Origin of the sequence: Muribaculum sp. An289, from assembly GCF_002159555.1 — a bacterium.
GTDB lineage: Bacteria > Bacteroidota > Bacteroidia > Bacteroidales > UBA932 > Merdivivens > Merdivivens faecigallinarum.
Genome location: NZ_NFIV01000015.1, coordinates 15,571 through 32,618, shown reverse-complemented (window position 1 = coordinate 32,618; position 17,048 = coordinate 15,571). Strand labels below are relative to the sequence as shown.

Here is a 17,048-nt window from a genome sequence, read left to right as displayed (position 1 = left end):
TCGTTGCCGACAGCATCGGTTCCGTGACGATAGACGAAAACATAAAGGCTCCGGCCGACTGCGTGATAGAGGTACGCAAAAAGTGAGCGGCCAGGTTATTCGCGGGCCGTTCCCACGGTATGCCCGTAGGGAAAATCGGAAAATTTGTGTAACTTTTGCAAGAAAAGATAACTCGCTTAGAATAAATTGGTTGGTCGGATTGCTTGAATATTGGGTAACGAGATAGCAACCGTTCGTATTTCTGAGTTCTTCATTGTTATGCTACAATGTGATAACCCTCTATGTTGCAAAGGTACAAAAAATGCAGACAAAGAAATGAACAAATACATTTTCTCTTATAGTTTTCTTGTCTGCACTTTTTTATCACCCTTGATTATTCTATCAGATACACTTTGTTAAATTGAAGTGAATTTGGTACATCAATGATTCGTTGATTTCGGCTTCCTCTAAAATGCAATGATAAATCTCGTTCTGCCTCGATATAGCGACCATCAACAATTACATCACATAACTCAACTAATTTGCGACGAAGAGGATGCGCGAGCAGATCCTCAAAACGGTATCCTGTATAGCACCAGATTGTTTTATCGGTCTGCTCTTTTATCATCTGCGCCAACTGAATAAAACCTTCAGGGTGGAACATCGGGTCGCCACCGGTAAAGGTAACATTCATATCGGCATCGACTATCAATCGGAACAACTCCTCTATTTCAATGGCTTCGCCACCATATTCGTCCCACGATTGCGGATTATGACAACCCACGCAATGGTTTTCGCACCCCGCGCAATATAGCGAGGTGCGAAGCCCTATACCATCGACTGAAGTGCCATACTTTATATCGAGGATGCGAATGCTATTTGTGGATAACCCGGTCATTCAGCTCTGCCAATTTAGCCTTATTCCAACGCTCGGTTGTTCCAACAAGGTAACCTGTAATACGCTGTAACTTATCAATATTCTCGCTACCACATATAGGACATACCTCCAATTCCTGCTGAGCATCCTCATAACCGCAATTCATACAGCGGTTACGATTGTGATTCACCGAACAGTAACCGATATCGTACTTATCCATCAAATCTACGATATCCATGATGGCCTGTGGATTGTGAGTTGCATCGCCATCAATTTCGATATAGAAAATATGACCACCACGAGTAAGGTCGTGATATGGAGCCTCTACTTCAGCCTTATGCTTGGGTGAACACTTGTAATATACAGGAATGTGGTTGGAGTTGGTGTAGTAAATCTTGTCGGTTACGCCCTTAATTTCGCCAAACTTTTTACGGTCAATGCGTGTGAAACGACCTGACAAGCCCTCGGCAGGAGTTGCCAATACCGAGAAATTGTGCTGATAACGCTCCGAGAATTCGTTTACTCTATCTCTCATATAGGTGACAATACGCAAGCCTAAGGCCTGTGCCTCCTCGCTTTCGCCGTGGTGTTTGCCCATAAGGGCTATTAGGCACTCGGCTAATCCTATAAAACCAATACCTAGTGTACCCTGATTGATTACTCCACCTATAACATCATTAGGTTTCAGGTTCTCACACCCCATCCACAACGACGACATAAGCAACGGGAATTGCTTGGCAAGAGCCGTCTTCTGGAAATCATAACGGTCACAAAGCTGCTTGGCTGTAATTTCTAACAACTCATCCAACTTGGCGAAGAAACTCTCAATACGGCATGCCTTATCCTCAATATCCATACACTCTATGGCAAGACGCACGATATTGATTGTAGAGAACGAGAGGTTTCCGCGGGCGATAGATGTCTTCTCGCCAAAGCGATTCTCAAAAACTCGGGTGCGGCAACCCATCGTAGCCACCTCATATTGATAGCGCTTAGGATCATCCTCACGCCATTTCTCATGCTGATTGTATGTTGCATCCAGATTCACAAAGTTGGGAAAGAAACGGCGTGCTGCAACCTTGCAAGCCATTTGGTAAAGGTCGTAGTTACGATCCTCAGGCAGATAGCTCACACCTCGCTTCTTCTTCCAAATCTGAATAGGGAAAATGGCTGTCGATCCACCGCCTACACCTTCGTAAGTTGATTGTAACAACTCACGAATGATACAACGACCTTCGGCAGAGGTGTCGGTGCCATAATTGATAGATGAAAAGACGACCTGATTTCCTCCTCGCGAATGGATGGTATTCATATTGTGGATAAATGCCTCCATTGACTGATGCACGCGATTAATAGTGCGGTTGATAGCGTGCTGCTTGAAACGCTCATCACCCTGCAAGAAATCCAAATCGCCATAGATATAATCCTCAATCTCGGCCTCGTAGAGATGTTTTAGGTCAATACCCGTCAATTTCTCGATGGTCTTAACCTCTTCGATATAACTGCGACGCACATATGGAGCAAGGTAGAAGTCAAAGGCTGGAATTGCCTGACCTCCGTGCATCTCGTTCTGCACGGTCTCCATCGAAATACAAGCCATTATAGATGCCGTCTCAATACGCTTTGTAGGGCGACTTTCGCCGTGTCCTGCCTGGAAACCGTGTTCCAAAATTTTATCCAATGGATGCTGAATGCAAGTAAGCGATTTTGTGGGATAGTAGTCCTTGTCGTGAATATGCAGATAGTTATTTCTTACCGCCCACAAGGTCTGCTCCGACAGAAGATAATCATCCACAAAAGGTTTTGTTGTCTCCGATGCAAATTTCATCATCATACCTGCTGGGGTATCGGCATTCATATTGGCATTCTCTCGGGTTACATCGTTTGACTTTGCCTCCACAATTTCGAGGAACATCTCGCGAGTCTTTGCCTTACGGGCAATGCTTCGCTTGTCACGATAAGCGATATAGCTCTTGGCAACCTCCTTGCGTGGCGAGGCCATTAACTCCAACTCGACCATATCTTGAATCTCCTCTACTGAAGATTGCTCCTTACCTCGAAACTCTATGCGGTCAACAATTTTATAGACGAGAACTTCGTCCTCGCCAGCCTCGGTCGTAAGCATCGCCTTGCGTATAGCTGCAGCGATTTTCTCGCGGTTAAAACCGACGATGCGACCATCTCTCTTTACTACTGTCTGTATCATAATGCATTAATTTATAAATTACACACCTATGATACTTGCGGGGAATGTTGCAGATGAAATCTATCCTTTTGCAGACTTAATCTTTGACGCTCTATCTCCCGAAAGCATCTAAAAAACAGATAAAGGCAGGTCTTCTGACTTGTTTCCTCCGTGCGGCCTTCCCACCCTGCGGGCAGTGACCATTGAGAAAGCACGGAGTGTAATGAAACTCACAGCTACGGGTATAGTCTCGGATTTACACCGATGTTCCCTTTTCATTCTTGGCGACTGATGCCACCTCAAACACCTTAATCTGACGCAAAGGTAATAAAAAGTCACAATTATTAGCACTCTACGGGCTAATTATTACGACTTGGTGAGCATTTTATAGTTTCATTCCTCGATTTTGTATTCTGCTTGTCGATAATCCTAACGCTTCCATAAACTCATCTTTCTTGCGTCTGAACCAAGAGTGATGCGAAACACCATCGATTTTAAGGTCAAATCTTCCCTCTTTGTCCTCTTTGAGAGAGCAGACCGCACCATCGGCAGAAAACGATTGATTAAACATCGTTGAATAGAGTTTGCCTTGGACGGGGATTTCCTTGAAAGTGCACAATGCTTTGATAAGGTTGTCGTTGAATCCCATTTTCTCGCTGAGGTATTTAATCATCGGCATCAGCTTCTCCACATACGGGAAGTAACGCAAAATCTTGTCGATATACTCCGATTGTTTACGATGTTCCGCTTCGTATGATTGCTTAACCTCCTGTATCTGCTTTTGGTGTTCTGCCTGCATTTGCTTGATGTTGGATTGAAGTTGCTCGATGGTCTCGTCTCGGATTGCTATCTCATCCCGTAAATCCTCGTTCTTGCGTTCCAACGATTTCATCTTACCGCTGCCGAAAAGAGAACTTACTCCGCTTGCAAGGGCTGTGGCTGCATCGGTGGCTACGCTTTTGAGTTTGTCGGTGCGTATTTCCGATTTCACTTGTTTTAGTTCTTGCTCGGCAAGATCTATCTGGTGTTCCTTGTGTTGCCGTTCAGCCTCTATGCGTTCCAACTCGGCACGCTGCTTCTCGATGATAAAGTCGTTTCGTTCCAAATGCTCCTTGCCCGTTACGGTTTTGGATTGCCCTCGCTCCATTGATAGAATCTTGGATGCCAAAGTCTGCATCTGCATCATATCGTCATCGTTGAGCTTTAGGCTCTTGCCCGTATCGTGGTCCATCCAATCGAATACGATATGGGCGTGGTAGTTGGGTTTGAACCAACGACCGCTAATTTGAAAACTCTCCTTATCGTCTGGGGCTGGCTCTCCACTGAGCCAATGCCCCTCATCTTTATGGAGGAATATTTGAAGCGGCGTGATTCCCCAACGCTCCTGACACTCCTCACCAAATCTGCGAACATTCTCTAATGTAGTGTCGGGCTTGATGAGCAATACACCCTCACGAATAGGTGAGCATCCTGCCACCTTGATAATCTTGCCACTCTTGGTTTTGCGTTCTCGCTCCTTCTCCTGCATCGCTCGCCCTGTCTTTGACTTTACCATCTGCTTGATGTTATCGTAATGCGTCTGCAAATCGTAATCGCCAAAGCGTGGATTTATCCAATACTCATTGTCGGCAACAAGTTGGGGTATGAGGTAGATTTTCGACTCTCCAATGTTACGCATATACTCGGGAGTTCTGAGGTTGTGAGCCTCGCTCGATGATATGTTGCAAGGCTTGATATGTATGCTGCTTTTTACTGCCATAGTTATTCTGATTTTATTGGTTACACTAATGTCTGTTGGTCATTTGGTCACTTGCTTCCGCTGTCGGGGTCCTTAGGGGCGAAGCCCATAAGCGGAGTGCAGGGAGGTCACTCTGCACCTTCGGTAGAGCCCACAACTACTTTAAGCGAAGCGTGTAGTTATAGTGGGCTATAACCTGAAGCCTCGTTTCTTCTTCGGCTGTGGTTGTGGCATCCGCCTTGCGGATTGGACTTGCGACTTTTTCTCTACTTGTTTTGCTTGGTTTCGGTGGCATAAGTAGTCGTTTAAATCCTTATGCTCCTTGTAGTGATGCGACATATCTTGCAGCCTGTTTCCGAACATTTTTTTCAGATTCTCATACGCTCTTTGCCCTGCTTGGTCGTTGTCGAGAAAACTACCTATTCGGGTGTATGGGTGGAGCAGTTGCTCGGCTTTTGAGAGGTTGGTAACGGAGTTGAGTACCATATAATCCTGCTCATTGGTGTGTGGCTCTTCGGGGTTATTGTTCACTCGGATTGTAAGGAACGAGAGATAATCCATAAAGCCCTCAAAGAGGTAACACACGTCTCGCTGCTCGAGAACTGTACCTTCGAGCCTTCATGCGACCGTGCTTTCGAGTATTCGACACTTGAAGCCGATATCCGCGGGGCCATAACCAATATAAAGAACCCTATGTCCGGGCATATCGTTGCCGACAGCATCGGTTCCGTGACGATAGACGAAAACATAAAGGCTCCGGCCGACTGCGTGATAGAGGTACGCAAAAAGTGAGCGGCCAGGTTATTCGCGGGCCGCGGGCAGTCCACCGGCATGGCGGTAGGGAAAATCGGAAAATTTTCCTAAATTTGTGGGCATGAACTGGACTGACCTGAACCTCCCCATAACCGATCCCACGTGGATTTTCCTGATTGTGCTGGCAATCATCCTTTTCGCGCCGATGCTTTTCAGCCGGTTGCGGATACCGAACATCATAGGGATGATTCTGGCGGGGGTGCTTATAGGCAGTCATGGTCTCAACATCCTTGCACGCGACAGCAGTTTCGAGCTTTTCGGGAATGTGGGTCTGTATTATATCATGTTCCTTGCCGGGCTGGAAATCAATACGGCCAATCTGAAGAAGAACCGCAATAAGACTTTGGTGCTGGGTATGCTGGCCTTTTTGGTGCCTATCGCACTCGGATTCCTGATCAATACTTCGTATCTGAAATACGGTGTGGCTACTTCGCTGCTGCTGGCGAGCATGTGCTCTTCGTATACTCTCGTATCCTATCCGATAGTGCTCCGTCTCGGAGTTTCGAAACAGAGGAGCGTAAGCATAACCGTCGGCGCGACAGCGATTACCGATACATTGACTCTCATAGTGCTTGCAGTCATAAGCGGCATATTCGCAGGGACTTCCGGCGGCCTTTTCTGGCTCTGGCTTATAATCAAAGTCCTGGCTGTGGGGGCCTTGATAATCTGTTGTTTTCCACGTCTGGCAAGGTGGTTTTTCCGGAAATATGACGATACGGTCATCCAGTTCCTGTTCGTGCTTGTGCTGCTTTTCCTTGCGGCAGGCCTTATGGAACTGGCAGGGCTGGAGGGCATTCTCGGGGCCTTTCTTGCAGGCATCCTGCTCAACAGGTTCATTCCGGGCATCTCCCCGCTGAAAAACCATATAGAGTTCGTGGGGAACGTACTGTTCATTCCGTATTTCCTCATAGGGGTCGGGATGCTTATCGACCTGAAAGTGATTTTCGGCCACGGCAATGCCTTGAAGGTGGCTATGATAATGCTTTTTTGCGCCCTTGCAGGAAAATGGCTCGCCTGTTTCCTTACCCAGAAACTTTTCGGCATGAGGGCCGTGGAGCGCAGGCTGATGTACGGCCTGAGTACTTCGCAGGCGGCGGCTACGCTTGCGGCGGCCCTTGTGGGTTATAACATAATCCTTCCGGACGGGAGCCGGCTGTTCAATGACGACATACTCAACGGTACCGTGTTGCTGATACTTGTGACCTGCATCGTAAGTTCGGTAATAACCGAGCGCACATCAAAGAAAATAGCCGTCGAAAGTATCGGTGTGGATGCCGATACGGACGGGCATCCGGAAAGGATACTGATTCCAATTGCCAATCCCGATACGGTAAAGGATATGGTTTGTTTTTCCATAGCGATGCGCGACAGTGCCGGTACGGGGGACCTTTATGCGTTGAGCATCATCAATGACGATGTCGACGGGAAAAGGCTGCGTTCCGTCAGTGCTTCCAATCTCGACAATGCGGCGAAGGTTGCGGCTTCTTCGAATGTGGAACTGAAGAAACTTACACGTTATGACATGAACATTGCTTCCGGCATCATTCATACCGTAAAGGAGCAGGACATTACGAGTGTCATAATAGGCCTGCACCGCGACAGCGGGGTGAAAAGGCCGGTGTTGCTCAGCAATTTCGCCATAAATCTGCTGAAGGGCATCAACTGCGAGGTATTCGTGATGAGGATGCTGGTGCCAATCAATACTTTGAAGAAAATAGTCGTGGCGGCTCCCCCTAAGGCCGAGTATGAGGCCGGTTTCGCCCGTTGGGCGGGGCATTTGTGCAGGGTCGGGAGGGCCTTGGAAAGAAAACTGCATTTTTACTGTACTTCAGAAACTGCCGGAGTGCTGCGTTCGCTGATATCGGAAAAATATGCCGGGACGGAATGCGATTTCGCCCTGTTGCCTGAAATAGACGGGCTCCAGTCGTTGCGTGACAAGGTGGACGGAGACAGCCTCTTAGTCGTGATAAGTTCCCGCTCTGGTTCCATATCGTATGACAGTTCGCACGAGAGGCTCCCGCGCCTTCTGGGCAAGGATTTTTCCCATACGAGCCTCGTACTTCTTTATCCTGAAAAATATGATGATTCCGCGCACAGCCTGATGTTGTCGTAGTCGTAAGTGGCCGTAGGAGCCGAAGGGTGTTTATCTTGCATGGTCGGGCACGCCCCGACTTAATGATTGTTGGTGTAATGCATTGAAAATCAATAACTTATAGTGTTTGTGCAGAAAAATAGCTGTGGATTCCAAGGGGGTCGGAACCCCTCGAAATCCACAGCTGGAAATTTTTATTATAATGCTAATGCTTTGTGTTTCAATGAGAAACAATATATTCGGGTTAAGTCGGGGCGTGCTTGCAAAGTCGCTTGACTTTCAGCCGAGGCCTCCGTTTGCTGCCTTACAGGGCCGCTATCAGTTCTTCGTTGCTGTATGCTTCCGCGCCGTAGCAGGTCTTCAGGTATGCAAGTCCCGATTTGTAGTCTTCTTCGGTGAAGGAGTCTGTGGCTTCTTTGGCAACGACTACATCGTATCCGAGGCAGAAGGCGTCGGCTGATGTGTGCCTTACGCACATGTGGGTATGCAGGCCTGTCATTATCACAGTCTTTACTCCGAGTTCCCTCAGAAGTATGTCGAGGTCTGTCTGGAAGAATCCGCTGTAGCGGCGTTTCGGCACTATGTAGTCCTTGGACGATACTTTGAGTTCGGGAATGACTTCCGCACCTTTTGTGCCTATGATTGCATGGTCTCCCCAGATGGTAAGCTCGCGGTCGATGCCGGCGACATGGGCATCGTTGCAGAAGATTACGGGTACTCCTGCCTTGCGTGCTGCATCGAGCAGGGCGGCTGTAGCGGGTACTATGGCTTTGGCGCGGTCGCAGGTCAGTGCGCCGGTAACGAAGTCATTGAGCATGTCAACGACGAGGATTGCTGGTTTTTGTAACTTTTCCATTTTTATTTAAAATTTGCGCTAAGATAGGAAGTATTTTTTAAACAGCTTCTTAACAATTCCTCATATATTTCCGCATCCTGACTGGTGAAGCAGCAGATGATTACTTCGCCTTTGTATGCTCCGCTGTCCAGGTGTTTGAGAATCGTTTCCAATGCGATTGCGGCGGCTTCCCGTTTTGGATACCTGTAAACTCCGGTGCTTATGCAGGGGAACGCTATGCTTGTCAGCGAGTTGGCTTCGGCAAGCCTCATGGCCGTGTCGTAACACGAGGCGAGCAGTCCGGCTTCCCCGTGGTTTCCTCCGTGCCATACCGGGCCTACGGTGTGTATGACTTTCCTGCATGGCAGGTTGTAGGCCGAAGTCATTTTGCTTTCGCCTGTCGGGCAGCCTCCGAGGGTGCGGCATTCTTCAAGAAGTCCCGGGCCCGCCGCCCTGTGTATCGCCCCGTCCACGCCTCCTCCGCCGAGAAGGGTGTTGTTTGCGGCATTGACGATTGCATCGACATGCAGTCCGGTAATGTCGCCGACTGTTATCCTTATCGAATTTTCCTTGATTTTCATAAAAACGCTTAGAAGCTGTTTAAACAGTTTCTTATATTTTTTACAAAAATGATAAAAATTTTATAGTTTTTCGGGAGTTTTGCTGTCTAATTGTACGAAAACAGTTTTCATAAACTCTTTAAAGGCGCTTTTAATAAGGATGAAGATGGAACAGAAGGAACAGGAATTTACAAGATTGGTTGAGAAGTACAAGACGGTCATCTATGTGGTGTGCTACATGTTTTCGGACTGCCGTGAGGAGGTGGAGGACCTTTTTCAGGATGTGCTGGTGAGGCTTTGGAAAGGCTACGATACGTTCCGAGGGGAGGCCGATGTTAAAACATGGATTTACCGTGTGAGTCTGAATTGCTGCATCAACCGCCAGAAGAAAATCAGGCGTTCCGGCACCCATGTCCCTTTGAGTATGGATTCGGATTTTTTCGACGACATCGACGACAGGGCGTTACAGGTCAGGCGGCTCTACGAGAGGATTAACCGTCTCGGGCTGATAGATAGGGGGATAATCCTGCTTTGGCTTGAGGGCCTGACATACGAGGAAATCGGCCGGATCATCGGTATTTCAGTAAAGAATGTTTCGTTCCAGCTCCACAGGATTAAGGAAGAACTGAAAAAACAGGATTGAATTGAAAATCGGAATTGAATTGAAGTATGGAATTGAATGAAAATCAGAATTTACAGGAGGAAGGAATCATGGATGCTAATGACGATATGAGACAGGTATTGGATGAATTGGGACAGATGCGCGATGAATATGCCAATCTGAAGGAAGAACTTGACCGGCAGAAGATTATCAATGGAAAACTGATGGAAAACACTTTCCGGAAGAATGTAGATGTGTTGGATAGTAACAGGAAAACAGGCATCGCCGTATGTGTCGTGATGACCTTGTTCCTTGCGGCGTTAGCAACTTTCATGGAGGCCTTTGCGCTGCCCGTAGCGGCCGGACTGGCATTGTGCCTGATTGTCATGGCAGGATATATCGTGGTTTACCGCAAGCTGGACTTCAAGGACGGTATGGCCGATATCAAGACTACTGCACTGAAAGTCAGGCGGTTCAGAAAAAATTACATAAGGCTTCAGCTTGCATCGTACGTTTTGGCAATCGGTTTTATCATTATTTCGGCTCCGTTTATTTTCCCGGGATTCCTTGCCACGGCCAAAGGCCTGGCGGCTATTGCGTTGTTTTTCATAGTCATCTTCATCGCCTGTGCCTGTGCGCAGTATTTTACTGACAGGAAAGTGCTGAAGGCATGCGATGAAATCATAGACAGGCTGGAGGAGGGGGAGGAATGACCGGCAAAAATTGTTTCCGGAGGCGTGCTTTCAAGAAGCATTACAGTGATGCTTGGCTTTCATCTTGGCTGAAATGTACGTCTTCTTTGAGGTGTCCTTTCTCAATCTGGGGCCTGATGAAGTTGTCGATGGAGTAGTCCCAGAGTGCTTTTGAGCCTTCGGCGGAACGGGAGTTGCGTTTGAGTACCTGGCTGAGCGTGCGGCCTTCTTTCGCCCATGACAGGCCGTCGGTGGCCGCCTGGAGCATAAGGGGCTGGAAATTGTCGAGCGAATGGGCGAACCGGGCTTCAGGGGTTTCCCATGCTTCGAACTCGTCCCAGAGAGAACGGAATTTTACCGCCAAATCTTCGGGAAGTGCTGAAAAAAGTTTTTCGGCGGCGGCGTTTTCCCTCTCTTTCTGGGTCTTGAGCCCTTCGGTGTCGTATGCGAAGGTGTCCCCGGCGTAAACTTCCACCAAATCATGAATCAGGACGATGCTTACGACTTTCAGCAGGTCTATGGGCTCGTTTGAATATTCGGAAAGCAGCAGGGCCATTACGGCCATGTGCCAGGCATGTTCGGCATCGTTTTCAAGTCGCTTGCCGTCAGTAAGGTATGTGCGGCGCTGGATGAATTTTTCTTTGTCTATGAGGCGGCAGAAATCCACTATCTGCCCGAGTCTTTCGTTGTCTGTCATTGTTCAAAATTTTATATGCCGGGCAAAGTTATCCATATTTTCAAGACATCGGTTGCGAATACGATGTTTTTTTGTCTCGGGAAAATATAACTGTTTCAATCATGGGAAAATTAAGGATTGCCGTATTAGTGTGTCTTTGTTGCATGGCTTACAGTTGCACCGGCAAGGGGAAGAGTGTCGAATTTACTGTCCTGCAATGGAATATATGGCAGGAAGGGACAATGGTGCCTGGAGGGTATGATGCCATAGTCGATGAGATTGCGAGGTTGCAGCCTGATTTTGTGACTTTCAGCGAGGTGAGGAACTATGACGGGACAAGGTTCTGTGACAGGATTATCCGGTCGTTAGGGGAGAGGGGACTGGTTTATTATTCGTTTTACAGTTATGATTCAGGGCTTTTAAGCCGGCATCCCATAACGGATTCGACGACTGTGTTTCCAGAGAACGGCGATCATGGCAGCATCTATAAGATGGTGTCTTCGATAGGCGGGCGCAGGATAGCGGTTTATACGGCCCATCTGGATTATCTTAATTATGCGTATTACAATGTAAGGGGGTACGACGGTTCGACATGGGAGGAAATTCCCGTTCCGTCTTCAGTGGCGGAAATCCTGTCGGTGAACGATGCTTCACAGCGCGATGATGCGATAAGATGTTTTATCGCGGATGCGCAGCAGGAGATTGACGAAGGCGCGGTTGTGGTTCTCGGCGGGGATTTCAATGAACCTTCGCATCTTGACTGGATTCGCGAGACCAAGGACATGTATGACCACAACGGTTTCATAGTGCCGTGGACTGTCACACTGATGCTGGACAATGCCGGTTTTACGGATGCGTACAGGGAGATGAATCCGTCCGTTACGGATTGCCCCGGTTTTACTTTTCCGGCCGACAACCCTCTCGTTCCGGTGGAAAGGCTGACCTGGACTCCCAAAGCCGATGAGCGTGAAAGAATCGACTATGTTTTCTATTATCCCTGCAAAGGGCTCGATTTGACGGACGTTGCCGTTTTCGGCCCGAAGGGAAGCATCTGCAAATCACAGAGGGTGACAGAGGTTTCCGATGACAGGTTCATCGAACCGCTCGGGGTGTGGCCGTCGGATCACAAAGGGGTGGTGGCAAGGTTTTCCATGTCATTGCCGTGCCTTTAACCTTTCCCATGCCTTGCCGTTGAACAGGGCGGTATGCGGAAGGGTTTCAAGCATTTTTGGCAGGCGGCACGATGGGATTGTGAATGCGAGCAGCCCTGAAGGCGCAAGGTAACGTGCAGAAAGGTCTGTCATGCCGAGGAAGCACCTGTATCCGTCTGGAAGATGGTTTTCCGCCACGGCAAAAGCGATGGTGGAGGCGCACCCGGAGCCGAATTTGACTGTAACGGTATCCGGTTCATTCCTGTCGTAAAACGCCCATGCCGCAAGCCCGGATATGATGTCCGGCGTGGCGAAGAAGATAAGGGCTTCGATGCCGTCCCAACTGTCCAGATGGTCTATGCGCATGAAATTGAGGTATGGTTTTGCTGCCGGGACGATTCCGAGGCCTGCTACATAGTCTTTGACAAGTGCCGGGGTCTGTTTGTAGCACTCGGTCTCGGATACGAATACGGCGGTGCGTTCCGTCATTTCGCCACGGCCGAGATAGGTGCGCCCTCCCATGCAGTTGATGAAATCCCCTTCAAGAGTCATGTCCCTGCCGTCGAGTATCATCTTATAGGCCCCGACAATGCAGCGAATGCCGTGTTTTACTTTCGCGCGCGGTGTGTCGCTGAATCCGAAGGCAATCGGAAGAAGCGCATTTTCCCCGAATGCGGTGCGGTATGAAGTGATGAATTGCGTGGGTGTCATGGGTTTGAAGTGTGTATGAATTTTCAGCAGCCGCTCCCGTCAATGCTGCATGAAGCCCCTTCGGGAAACCGTCCGTTTCCGGCAGGGCGGGAGTGTAGTCCGGCCTCTTCGGGTATCAGGGTGACCCGTCCGTCTTCAAGCACGAAGCATGGGATTCCGGCGGCTCCGCGCTTTCTGGCGCTGTCGAAAGCCGGGTCGGTGTCCCGCAGGCGGAGGAACTCCTTGAGTTTTCTTACGTGGCTGCCGATATCGATGATTTCGTATCCGGATTTTCCTTCTATCTGCTTTTCTACCCATTCGCAGTCCGGACAGGTGGGCATGCTGTAGACTTTTATCATGATTTTCCCTCTTCTTTTTTGTCTTCTTTATTGTCCGGTTTGCCGTCGAGGTCTATGCCGTGGGACTTGAATATCTTTTTCAGGTGCAGCCTGAAACCGAGGTTGATTAGCAGCACGAAGGCTACTACGATTATAATATAGATGATGACTGCAAGCGGTTCCATAGTTCCGTGTGTTAATGACTTTATAATAAGGTTCCCGGTTTTCGGGTTTTGCCGGCAGCAAATTTAATGAAAATTACCCGGAATTTTCCGAATTTCCTGAATTTTCCGAAAAAGCCAATCGGTAATTTGGTTACAAATCCCCGTAATAAAGTTATCGGCCCGTTCCCGGATGGCAATTAATTTTGTCTCGTGAATTTTTATGAGTTTTTAAGTAAAAAAATATGGGGACATTCAAAAAATTATCCGTGGCCATAATGGCGTGCATTTTATGCGCAGGGTGTGGCGCGGAACAGGACGAACAACTTAATAATGAGAAATTTATGGAAGAGAAACTGAATCTTGCGGAAGAATGGGACAAGGTATTCCCGCAGAGTGACAAGGTCATTCATAGTAAAATAACTTTCCACAACCGTTATGGTGTGACCCTTGCGGCTGATTTGTACATTCCAAAAATGAAAAAAGGAAAATTGCCGGCAATCGCGATGAGCGGGCCTTACGGGGCGGTAAAAGAGCAGGTTTCCGGACTTTATGCACAGACGTTGGCCGAGCGTGGTTTTCTGACCATTGCCTTTGACCCTTCGTTTACGGGCGAGAGCGGGGGAGAGCCGAGGGCTGTTTCTTCTCCTGATATCAACACCGAGGATTTTTGTGCGGCGGTGGACTATCTGTCTGTCCGTGAGGATGTAGACCCTGAACGCATAGGCATCCTGGGCATTTGCGGTTTCGGAGGCTTTGCGGTGAATGCGGCTGCAATCGACACCCGTATAAAGGCTACTGTTGCCGTTACGATGTACGATATGACCAGGGTTTCCGCCAAAGGCTATTTCGATGCCGATGATAATGCGGATGCGCGTTATGAAATGAAAAAAAGGCTCAATGCACAACGTACTGAAGATTATAGGAACGGGACGTATGCCCATGCGGGAGGCAATCCCGAGGTAGCTCCGGCCGATGCTCCCCAGTTTGTCAAAGACTATGTCTCTTATTATAAGACGGAGCGTGGCTACCATCCTCGGTCATTGGGCTCTAACGATGGTTTCAATACTACAGCCGTCCTCTCTATGATTAACATGCCAATCCTTGCGTATGCCGGTGAAATCCGCAGTGCGGTGCTGCTTGTCCATGGGGAGAAGGCCCATTCGCGCTATTTCAGCGAGACCGTTTATGAAAAACTTTCCGGCGGCAACAAGGAGCTGCTGATTGTCCCGGGGGCCGTCCATACGGATTTGTACGACAACTTGGAGGTGATTCCTTTCGACAGGATAGAGGAGTTTTATAATGAGTATTTGAGATAAAATGAACTCTGCTGCGTAGTAAGGGGCAGGCATGTCTGTGATTTGACAGGCATGCCTGTCCCAAGTAGTCCGCAATCCAATGTCAATGATGAATCGCTATCATTGAAAAATGGAATTGTTGAAATTAGCATTATTCCAGCTCGGGCCAAACCGGTAAAGCATGTATAAGTGTCCAATTCGGGAGCAACGCTTTCTTGCCGGAGAGGTATCCGTAGAATTTGCAAGACTCAGAAGCTGTTTAAAATTTTTTCTCAGAATGTTTGAGACATGCTTTTGTGCAGGTTTTTGTCGTTTTTTTGAGGAGAATAGCAGCGCTATTGTGTGATAAAAACGACAGAAAGATGCCGGAATGATGCCTCAAAGAACTTTTGAAAAAATTTTAAACAGCTTCTCAAAGGAGGCTATGTCAAGTCCGTTTTTCCTTAGCCAATATGTGCATGAGCCAAGTCACCATTCCATCGAACGGTGGCAACATCATTTTCGGCGGTTTCCGATACTGCATGCGGAACTGGCGTTCAACTCGCAGGAGGTAAATTTCGATAAGATGGCGGAGCGTTTTCGAAATGGACGCCCGGTGTCTCATCGGTCTAAAGTGGGGCCACGATGAAGACAACCTCCATACACGGACGGCCTGGGAAAGCCCCCTTTTATTCTTGCAGGCTTTCCGCTGTAAATTTCTTGCGGTGTTTGACGATGGTCTTCATGTTCGTCTGCGCCCATTCGGTCAGCTGGGTAATGAGCGGCACGAGCGAGCAGCCTATTTCCGTCAGGCGGTGCTGGGACTTGACCGCAACATAGCCCAGCAGATATGGGTGCGTGAGCGTCTGGTGGATGCTCAGGATATCAAGATAGACACGCAGGTGGAGGACTTCATCGCCCTCTATACCCCTGTGGCCGTGGACCTCCGTTTCGTCCTGGCCATGCTCAAGATCAACAACGACCTGGAGCGCATCGGCGACTATGCCTACAGCATCGCCCGTTTCGTCAAGGAGACTACGGTGCAGAGTCTGGATGCAGGTCTGATAGAAAAACTGCAGCTGGAAAGGATGTTCGCTGTCGTGCTGGAGATGATGAACGAGCTGCAGAATGCTCTTATGGATGAGAATCCGGCAAAAGCCTCATCAGTCATCGACATGGATGACGAGCTGGACAGGCTCAAGGCCGCTTCCGACAGTATCCTTATGGATTATGCCAAGGGCCATCTGGACGAGCTGCCTGTGGCCATGGGACTCGGCAGCATCTTCCGCAAGCTTGAGCGCACCGGTGACCATCTGACCAACATCGCGGAGGAGATAGTCTTTTATATCGATGCCAAGGTTCTGAAACACAACCCGAAGAAGGAACCAGAAGCAAAATAGGCGGAAACGGTTGCGAATCAGATATGTCGTTGATGGCTATGATAGGCATTCTCCGCCAGGCTTCTTATATTTGCCAGGAGTGGTGCCGGTAAGTTTCTTAAAGACGGCGTTGAAGAACTGCAGGCTCTGGAATCCGAGAATACGGGCTACGTCCGAGGGTGCGGTATTGCTGTCACACAGCATTTTACGTGCCATATCAATCTGCTTGAGCTGGATGTATTCAGCAAAAGTCTTGCCGGTCTCGAAACACAGCAAGTCGCAGAGATAGGCCGCGGACAGGTTCAGATGCCTTGAGAATGCGGCAGGTGAGGGCATGCCGGTGTCATGAATACGTCCAGATGTGATGTATTCGTCCACCATAAGCTCCAGCCGGGCCATAATATCCTTGTTAGTGTTCTCACGGGTAATGAACTGTCTTTCGTAGTACCGGCTGCAGTAGTCCAGCAGCAGTTCAATATGACGGGAGAGAATAGTTCCGGTATGTGTGTCTATCGGATGATGCAGTTCCTCCTCAATGTTCCAAAGGCAACAGGTGATGCTTTCAGTCTCGCGTCTGGACAGGTGCAGGGCCTCCTCCTTCCGATAGTTGAAGAAAGTGTAGTTACGTATATGGCTGTCCAGGGTTGTCCGGTATATGAGGTCCGGGTGGAAGGCCAGAAGCCATCCTTTGTCCGGCAGTGTATTGTCTCCGGTCATGCGGAATATCTCACCTGGCTTGAGAAAGACCATGGTCGCATTGTTGTAGTCGTAGTACATCCGGCCGCAGCAGCTGCATCCTCCCGGGCACTCCTCAATCAACAGGATGGCGTAGAATTCAAACTTGACCGCCTCGCTTCCCAAGTCGGGTTTCTCCAGGTTGATAAGTGTGGCCTGGGGGTGCAGGGTCTCGGTGCACAGGCACTTGTTGCACTCGCAAACGGTCTTTATATCCAGTGTCTTATGACATCCCATAGCTGTCTGTAAAAATCAGTGCAAATATATGC

General features: G+C 48.7%; 17 protein-coding genes, 1 pseudogene and 1 riboswitch. Of the genes and pseudogenes, 7 read left to right on the top strand and 11 right to left on the bottom strand.

Annotated features, from left to right (window positions below):
* Positions 1 to 373 precede the first annotated feature (373 nt).
* The 4 genes from nrdG to B5F83_RS09725 form a co-directional block, all read right to left on the bottom strand.
* Complete coding sequence (nrdG, locus tag B5F83_RS09740; protein ID WP_087280368.1) at positions 374 to 877, bottom strand: anaerobic ribonucleoside-triphosphate reductase activating protein; 504 nt, start codon at positions 875 to 877, stop codon at positions 374 to 376.
* Positions 855 to 3,062 carry an anaerobic ribonucleoside triphosphate reductase gene (locus tag B5F83_RS09735; protein WP_087280365.1) on the bottom strand — a complete coding sequence of 736 codons (2,208 nt, stop codon included), beginning with the start codon at positions 3,060 to 3,062 and terminating at the stop codon, positions 855 to 857. Before B5F83_RS09735 ends, nrdG begins: the two co-directional genes overlap by 23 nt.
* Before the next feature lie 106 nt (positions 3,063 to 3,168).
* Positions 3,169 to 3,367: riboswitch (cobalamin riboswitch) on the bottom strand.
* A 59-nt stretch (positions 3,368 to 3,426) separates the two neighbouring features.
* Positions 3,427 to 4,800 carry a mobilization protein gene (locus B5F83_RS09730; RefSeq protein WP_204207379.1) on the bottom strand — a complete coding sequence of 458 codons (1,374 nt, stop codon included), beginning with the start codon at positions 4,798 to 4,800 and terminating at the stop codon, positions 3,427 to 3,429.
* A 168-nt stretch (positions 4,801 to 4,968) separates the two neighbouring features.
* Positions 4,969 to 5,340, bottom strand: coding sequence for a toprim domain-containing protein (locus B5F83_RS09725; RefSeq protein ID WP_239383859.1), 372 nt, complete (start codon positions 5,338 to 5,340; stop codon positions 4,969 to 4,971).
* A gap of 30 nt (positions 5,341 to 5,370) precedes the next feature.
* Here B5F83_RS09725 and B5F83_RS09720 point away from each other — a divergent pair.
* Together B5F83_RS09720 and B5F83_RS09715 are read left to right on the top strand one after the other, a co-directional pair.
* Positions 5,371 to 5,571, top strand: a pseudogene (locus tag B5F83_RS09720) (DUF3737 family protein); the annotation flags it as partial.
* 82 nt (positions 5,572 to 5,653) lie between these two features.
* Positions 5,654 to 7,705 carry a cation:proton antiporter gene (locus B5F83_RS09715; protein WP_087280362.1) on the top strand — a complete coding sequence of 684 codons (2,052 nt, stop codon included), beginning with the start codon at positions 5,654 to 5,656 and terminating at the stop codon, positions 7,703 to 7,705.
* Positions 7,706 to 7,988: 283 nt separating this feature from the next.
* On the opposite strand, the gene B5F83_RS09710 is transcribed toward B5F83_RS09715, so the two are convergent.
* Both B5F83_RS09710 and B5F83_RS09705 read right to left on the bottom strand, forming a co-directional pair.
* Positions 7,989 to 8,540, bottom strand: a complete 552-nt coding sequence (locus B5F83_RS09710; protein WP_087280359.1) for an isochorismatase family cysteine hydrolase — start codon at positions 8,538 to 8,540, stop codon at positions 7,989 to 7,991.
* Positions 8,541 to 8,542: 2 nt separating this feature from the next.
* On the bottom strand, positions 8,543 to 9,100 hold the full coding sequence (locus B5F83_RS09705; protein ID WP_087280356.1) for an O-acetyl-ADP-ribose deacetylase: 558 nt from the start codon (positions 9,098 to 9,100) through the stop codon (positions 8,543 to 8,545).
* 145 nt (positions 9,101 to 9,245) lie between these two features.
* On the opposite strand from B5F83_RS09705, the gene B5F83_RS09700 reads away from it, so the two are divergent.
* Positions 9,246 to 9,722: a sigma-70 family RNA polymerase sigma factor gene (locus tag B5F83_RS09700; RefSeq protein ID WP_087280374.1), complete on the top strand. Its 477-nt coding sequence runs from the start codon at positions 9,246 to 9,248 to the stop codon at positions 9,720 to 9,722.
* Positions 9,723 to 9,748: 26 nt separating this feature from the next.
* Positions 9,749 to 10,393, top strand: coding sequence for a hypothetical protein (locus B5F83_RS09695; RefSeq protein ID WP_087280353.1), 645 nt, complete (start codon positions 9,749 to 9,751; stop codon positions 10,391 to 10,393).
* Positions 10,394 to 10,433: 40 nt separating this feature from the next.
* On the opposite strand, the gene B5F83_RS09690 is transcribed toward B5F83_RS09695, so the two are convergent.
* On the bottom strand, positions 10,434 to 11,069 hold the full coding sequence (locus B5F83_RS09690) for an HD domain-containing protein (protein ID WP_087280350.1): 636 nt from the start codon (positions 11,067 to 11,069) through the stop codon (positions 10,434 to 10,436).
* A 143-nt stretch (positions 11,070 to 11,212) separates the two neighbouring features.
* Between B5F83_RS09690 and B5F83_RS09685 the strand changes: the two genes are divergently transcribed.
* Complete coding sequence (locus B5F83_RS09685) at positions 11,213 to 12,220, top strand: endonuclease/exonuclease/phosphatase family protein (RefSeq protein WP_239383861.1); 1,008 nt, start codon at positions 11,213 to 11,215, stop codon at positions 12,218 to 12,220.
* Here the strand turns inward: B5F83_RS09685 and B5F83_RS09680 are convergent.
* From B5F83_RS09680 to B5F83_RS10660, 3 genes are read right to left on the bottom strand one after another with little or no spacing between them, the layout of a single operon-like run.
* Positions 12,203 to 12,910, bottom strand: a complete 708-nt coding sequence (locus B5F83_RS09680; RefSeq protein WP_087280344.1) for a DUF169 domain-containing protein — start codon at positions 12,908 to 12,910, stop codon at positions 12,203 to 12,205. The genes B5F83_RS09685 and B5F83_RS09680 overlap by 18 nt on opposite strands.
* A gap of 23 nt (positions 12,911 to 12,933) precedes the next feature.
* Entirely contained in the window at positions 12,934 to 13,248 is a 315-nt protein-coding gene (locus B5F83_RS09675; protein WP_087280341.1) for a glutaredoxin-related protein, read from the bottom strand.
* Positions 13,245 to 13,412 (bottom strand): hypothetical protein, encoded by a 168-nt coding sequence (locus B5F83_RS10660; RefSeq protein ID WP_156455352.1) that lies wholly within the window; start codon positions 13,410 to 13,412, stop codon positions 13,245 to 13,247. The genes B5F83_RS09675 and B5F83_RS10660 overlap by 4 nt, the downstream gene beginning before the upstream one ends.
* 254 nt (positions 13,413 to 13,666) lie before the next feature.
* Here B5F83_RS10660 and B5F83_RS09670 point away from each other — a divergent pair, with 254 nt between their 5' ends.
* Positions 13,667 to 14,707: an alpha/beta hydrolase gene (locus tag B5F83_RS09670; RefSeq protein WP_239383860.1), complete on the top strand. Its 1,041-nt coding sequence runs from the start codon at positions 13,667 to 13,669 to the stop codon at positions 14,705 to 14,707.
* A 683-nt stretch (positions 14,708 to 15,390) separates the two neighbouring features.
* Positions 15,391 to 16,065 carry a phosphate signaling complex protein PhoU gene (gene phoU / locus B5F83_RS09665; protein WP_158094211.1) on the top strand — a complete coding sequence of 225 codons (675 nt, stop codon included), beginning with the start codon at positions 15,391 to 15,393 and terminating at the stop codon, positions 16,063 to 16,065.
* Between the two features lie 36 nt (positions 16,066 to 16,101).
* Here the strand turns inward: phoU and B5F83_RS09660 are convergent, their stop codons facing one another.
* A complete protein-coding gene (locus B5F83_RS09660) occupies positions 16,102 to 17,016 on the bottom strand; it encodes an AraC family transcriptional regulator (protein ID WP_087280332.1) in 915 nt (304 codons plus the stop codon).
* Positions 17,017 to 17,048: the final 32 nt, after the last annotated feature.

Bases quoted from the DNA above. Each gene is read 5' to 3' on its own strand.
- B5F83_RS09730 (WP_204207379.1), bottom strand. From the start codon at position 4,800: ATGGCAGTAAAAAGCAGCATACATATCAAGCCTTGCAACATATCATCG.
- B5F83_RS09675 (WP_087280341.1), bottom strand. From the start codon at position 13,248: ATGATAAAAGTCTACAGCATGCCCACCTGTCCGGACTGCGAATGGGTA.
- B5F83_RS09710 (WP_087280359.1), bottom strand. From the start codon at position 8,540: ATGGAAAAGTTACAAAAACCAGCAATCCTCGTCGTTGACATGCTCAAT.
- B5F83_RS09705 (WP_087280356.1), bottom strand. From the start codon at position 9,100: ATGAAAATCAAGGAAAATTCGATAAGGATAACAGTCGGCGACATTACC.
- nrdG (WP_087280368.1), bottom strand. From the start codon at position 877: ATGACCGGGTTATCCACAAATAGCATTCGCATCCTCGATATAAAGTAT.
- B5F83_RS09660 (WP_087280332.1), bottom strand. From the start codon at position 17,016: ATGGGATGTCATAAGACACTGGATATAAAGACCGTTTGCGAGTGCAAC.
- B5F83_RS09690 (WP_087280350.1), bottom strand. From the start codon at position 11,069: ATGACAGACAACGAAAGACTCGGGCAGATAGTGGATTTCTGCCGCCTC.
- B5F83_RS09725 (WP_239383859.1), bottom strand. From the start codon at position 5,340: ATGGATTATCTCTCGTTCCTTACAATCCGAGTGAACAATAACCCCGAA.
- B5F83_RS09695 (WP_087280353.1), top strand. From the start codon at position 9,749: ATGGAATTGAATGAAAATCAGAATTTACAGGAGGAAGGAATCATGGAT.
- B5F83_RS09735 (WP_087280365.1), bottom strand. From the start codon at position 3,062: ATGATACAGACAGTAGTAAAGAGAGATGGTCGCATCGTCGGTTTTAAC.
- B5F83_RS09680 (WP_087280344.1), bottom strand. From the start codon at position 12,910: ATGACACCCACGCAATTCATCACTTCATACCGCACCGCATTCGGGGAA.
- B5F83_RS10660 (WP_156455352.1), bottom strand. From the start codon at position 13,412: ATGGAACCGCTTGCAGTCATCATCTATATTATAATCGTAGTAGCCTTC.
- B5F83_RS09700 (WP_087280374.1), top strand. From the start codon at position 9,246: ATGGAACAGAAGGAACAGGAATTTACAAGATTGGTTGAGAAGTACAAG.
- B5F83_RS09670 (WP_239383860.1), top strand. From the start codon at position 13,667: ATGGCGTGCATTTTATGCGCAGGGTGTGGCGCGGAACAGGACGAACAA.
- B5F83_RS09715 (WP_087280362.1), top strand. From the start codon at position 5,654: ATGAACTGGACTGACCTGAACCTCCCCATAACCGATCCCACGTGGATT.
- B5F83_RS09685 (WP_239383861.1), top strand. From the start codon at position 11,213: ATGGCTTACAGTTGCACCGGCAAGGGGAAGAGTGTCGAATTTACTGTC.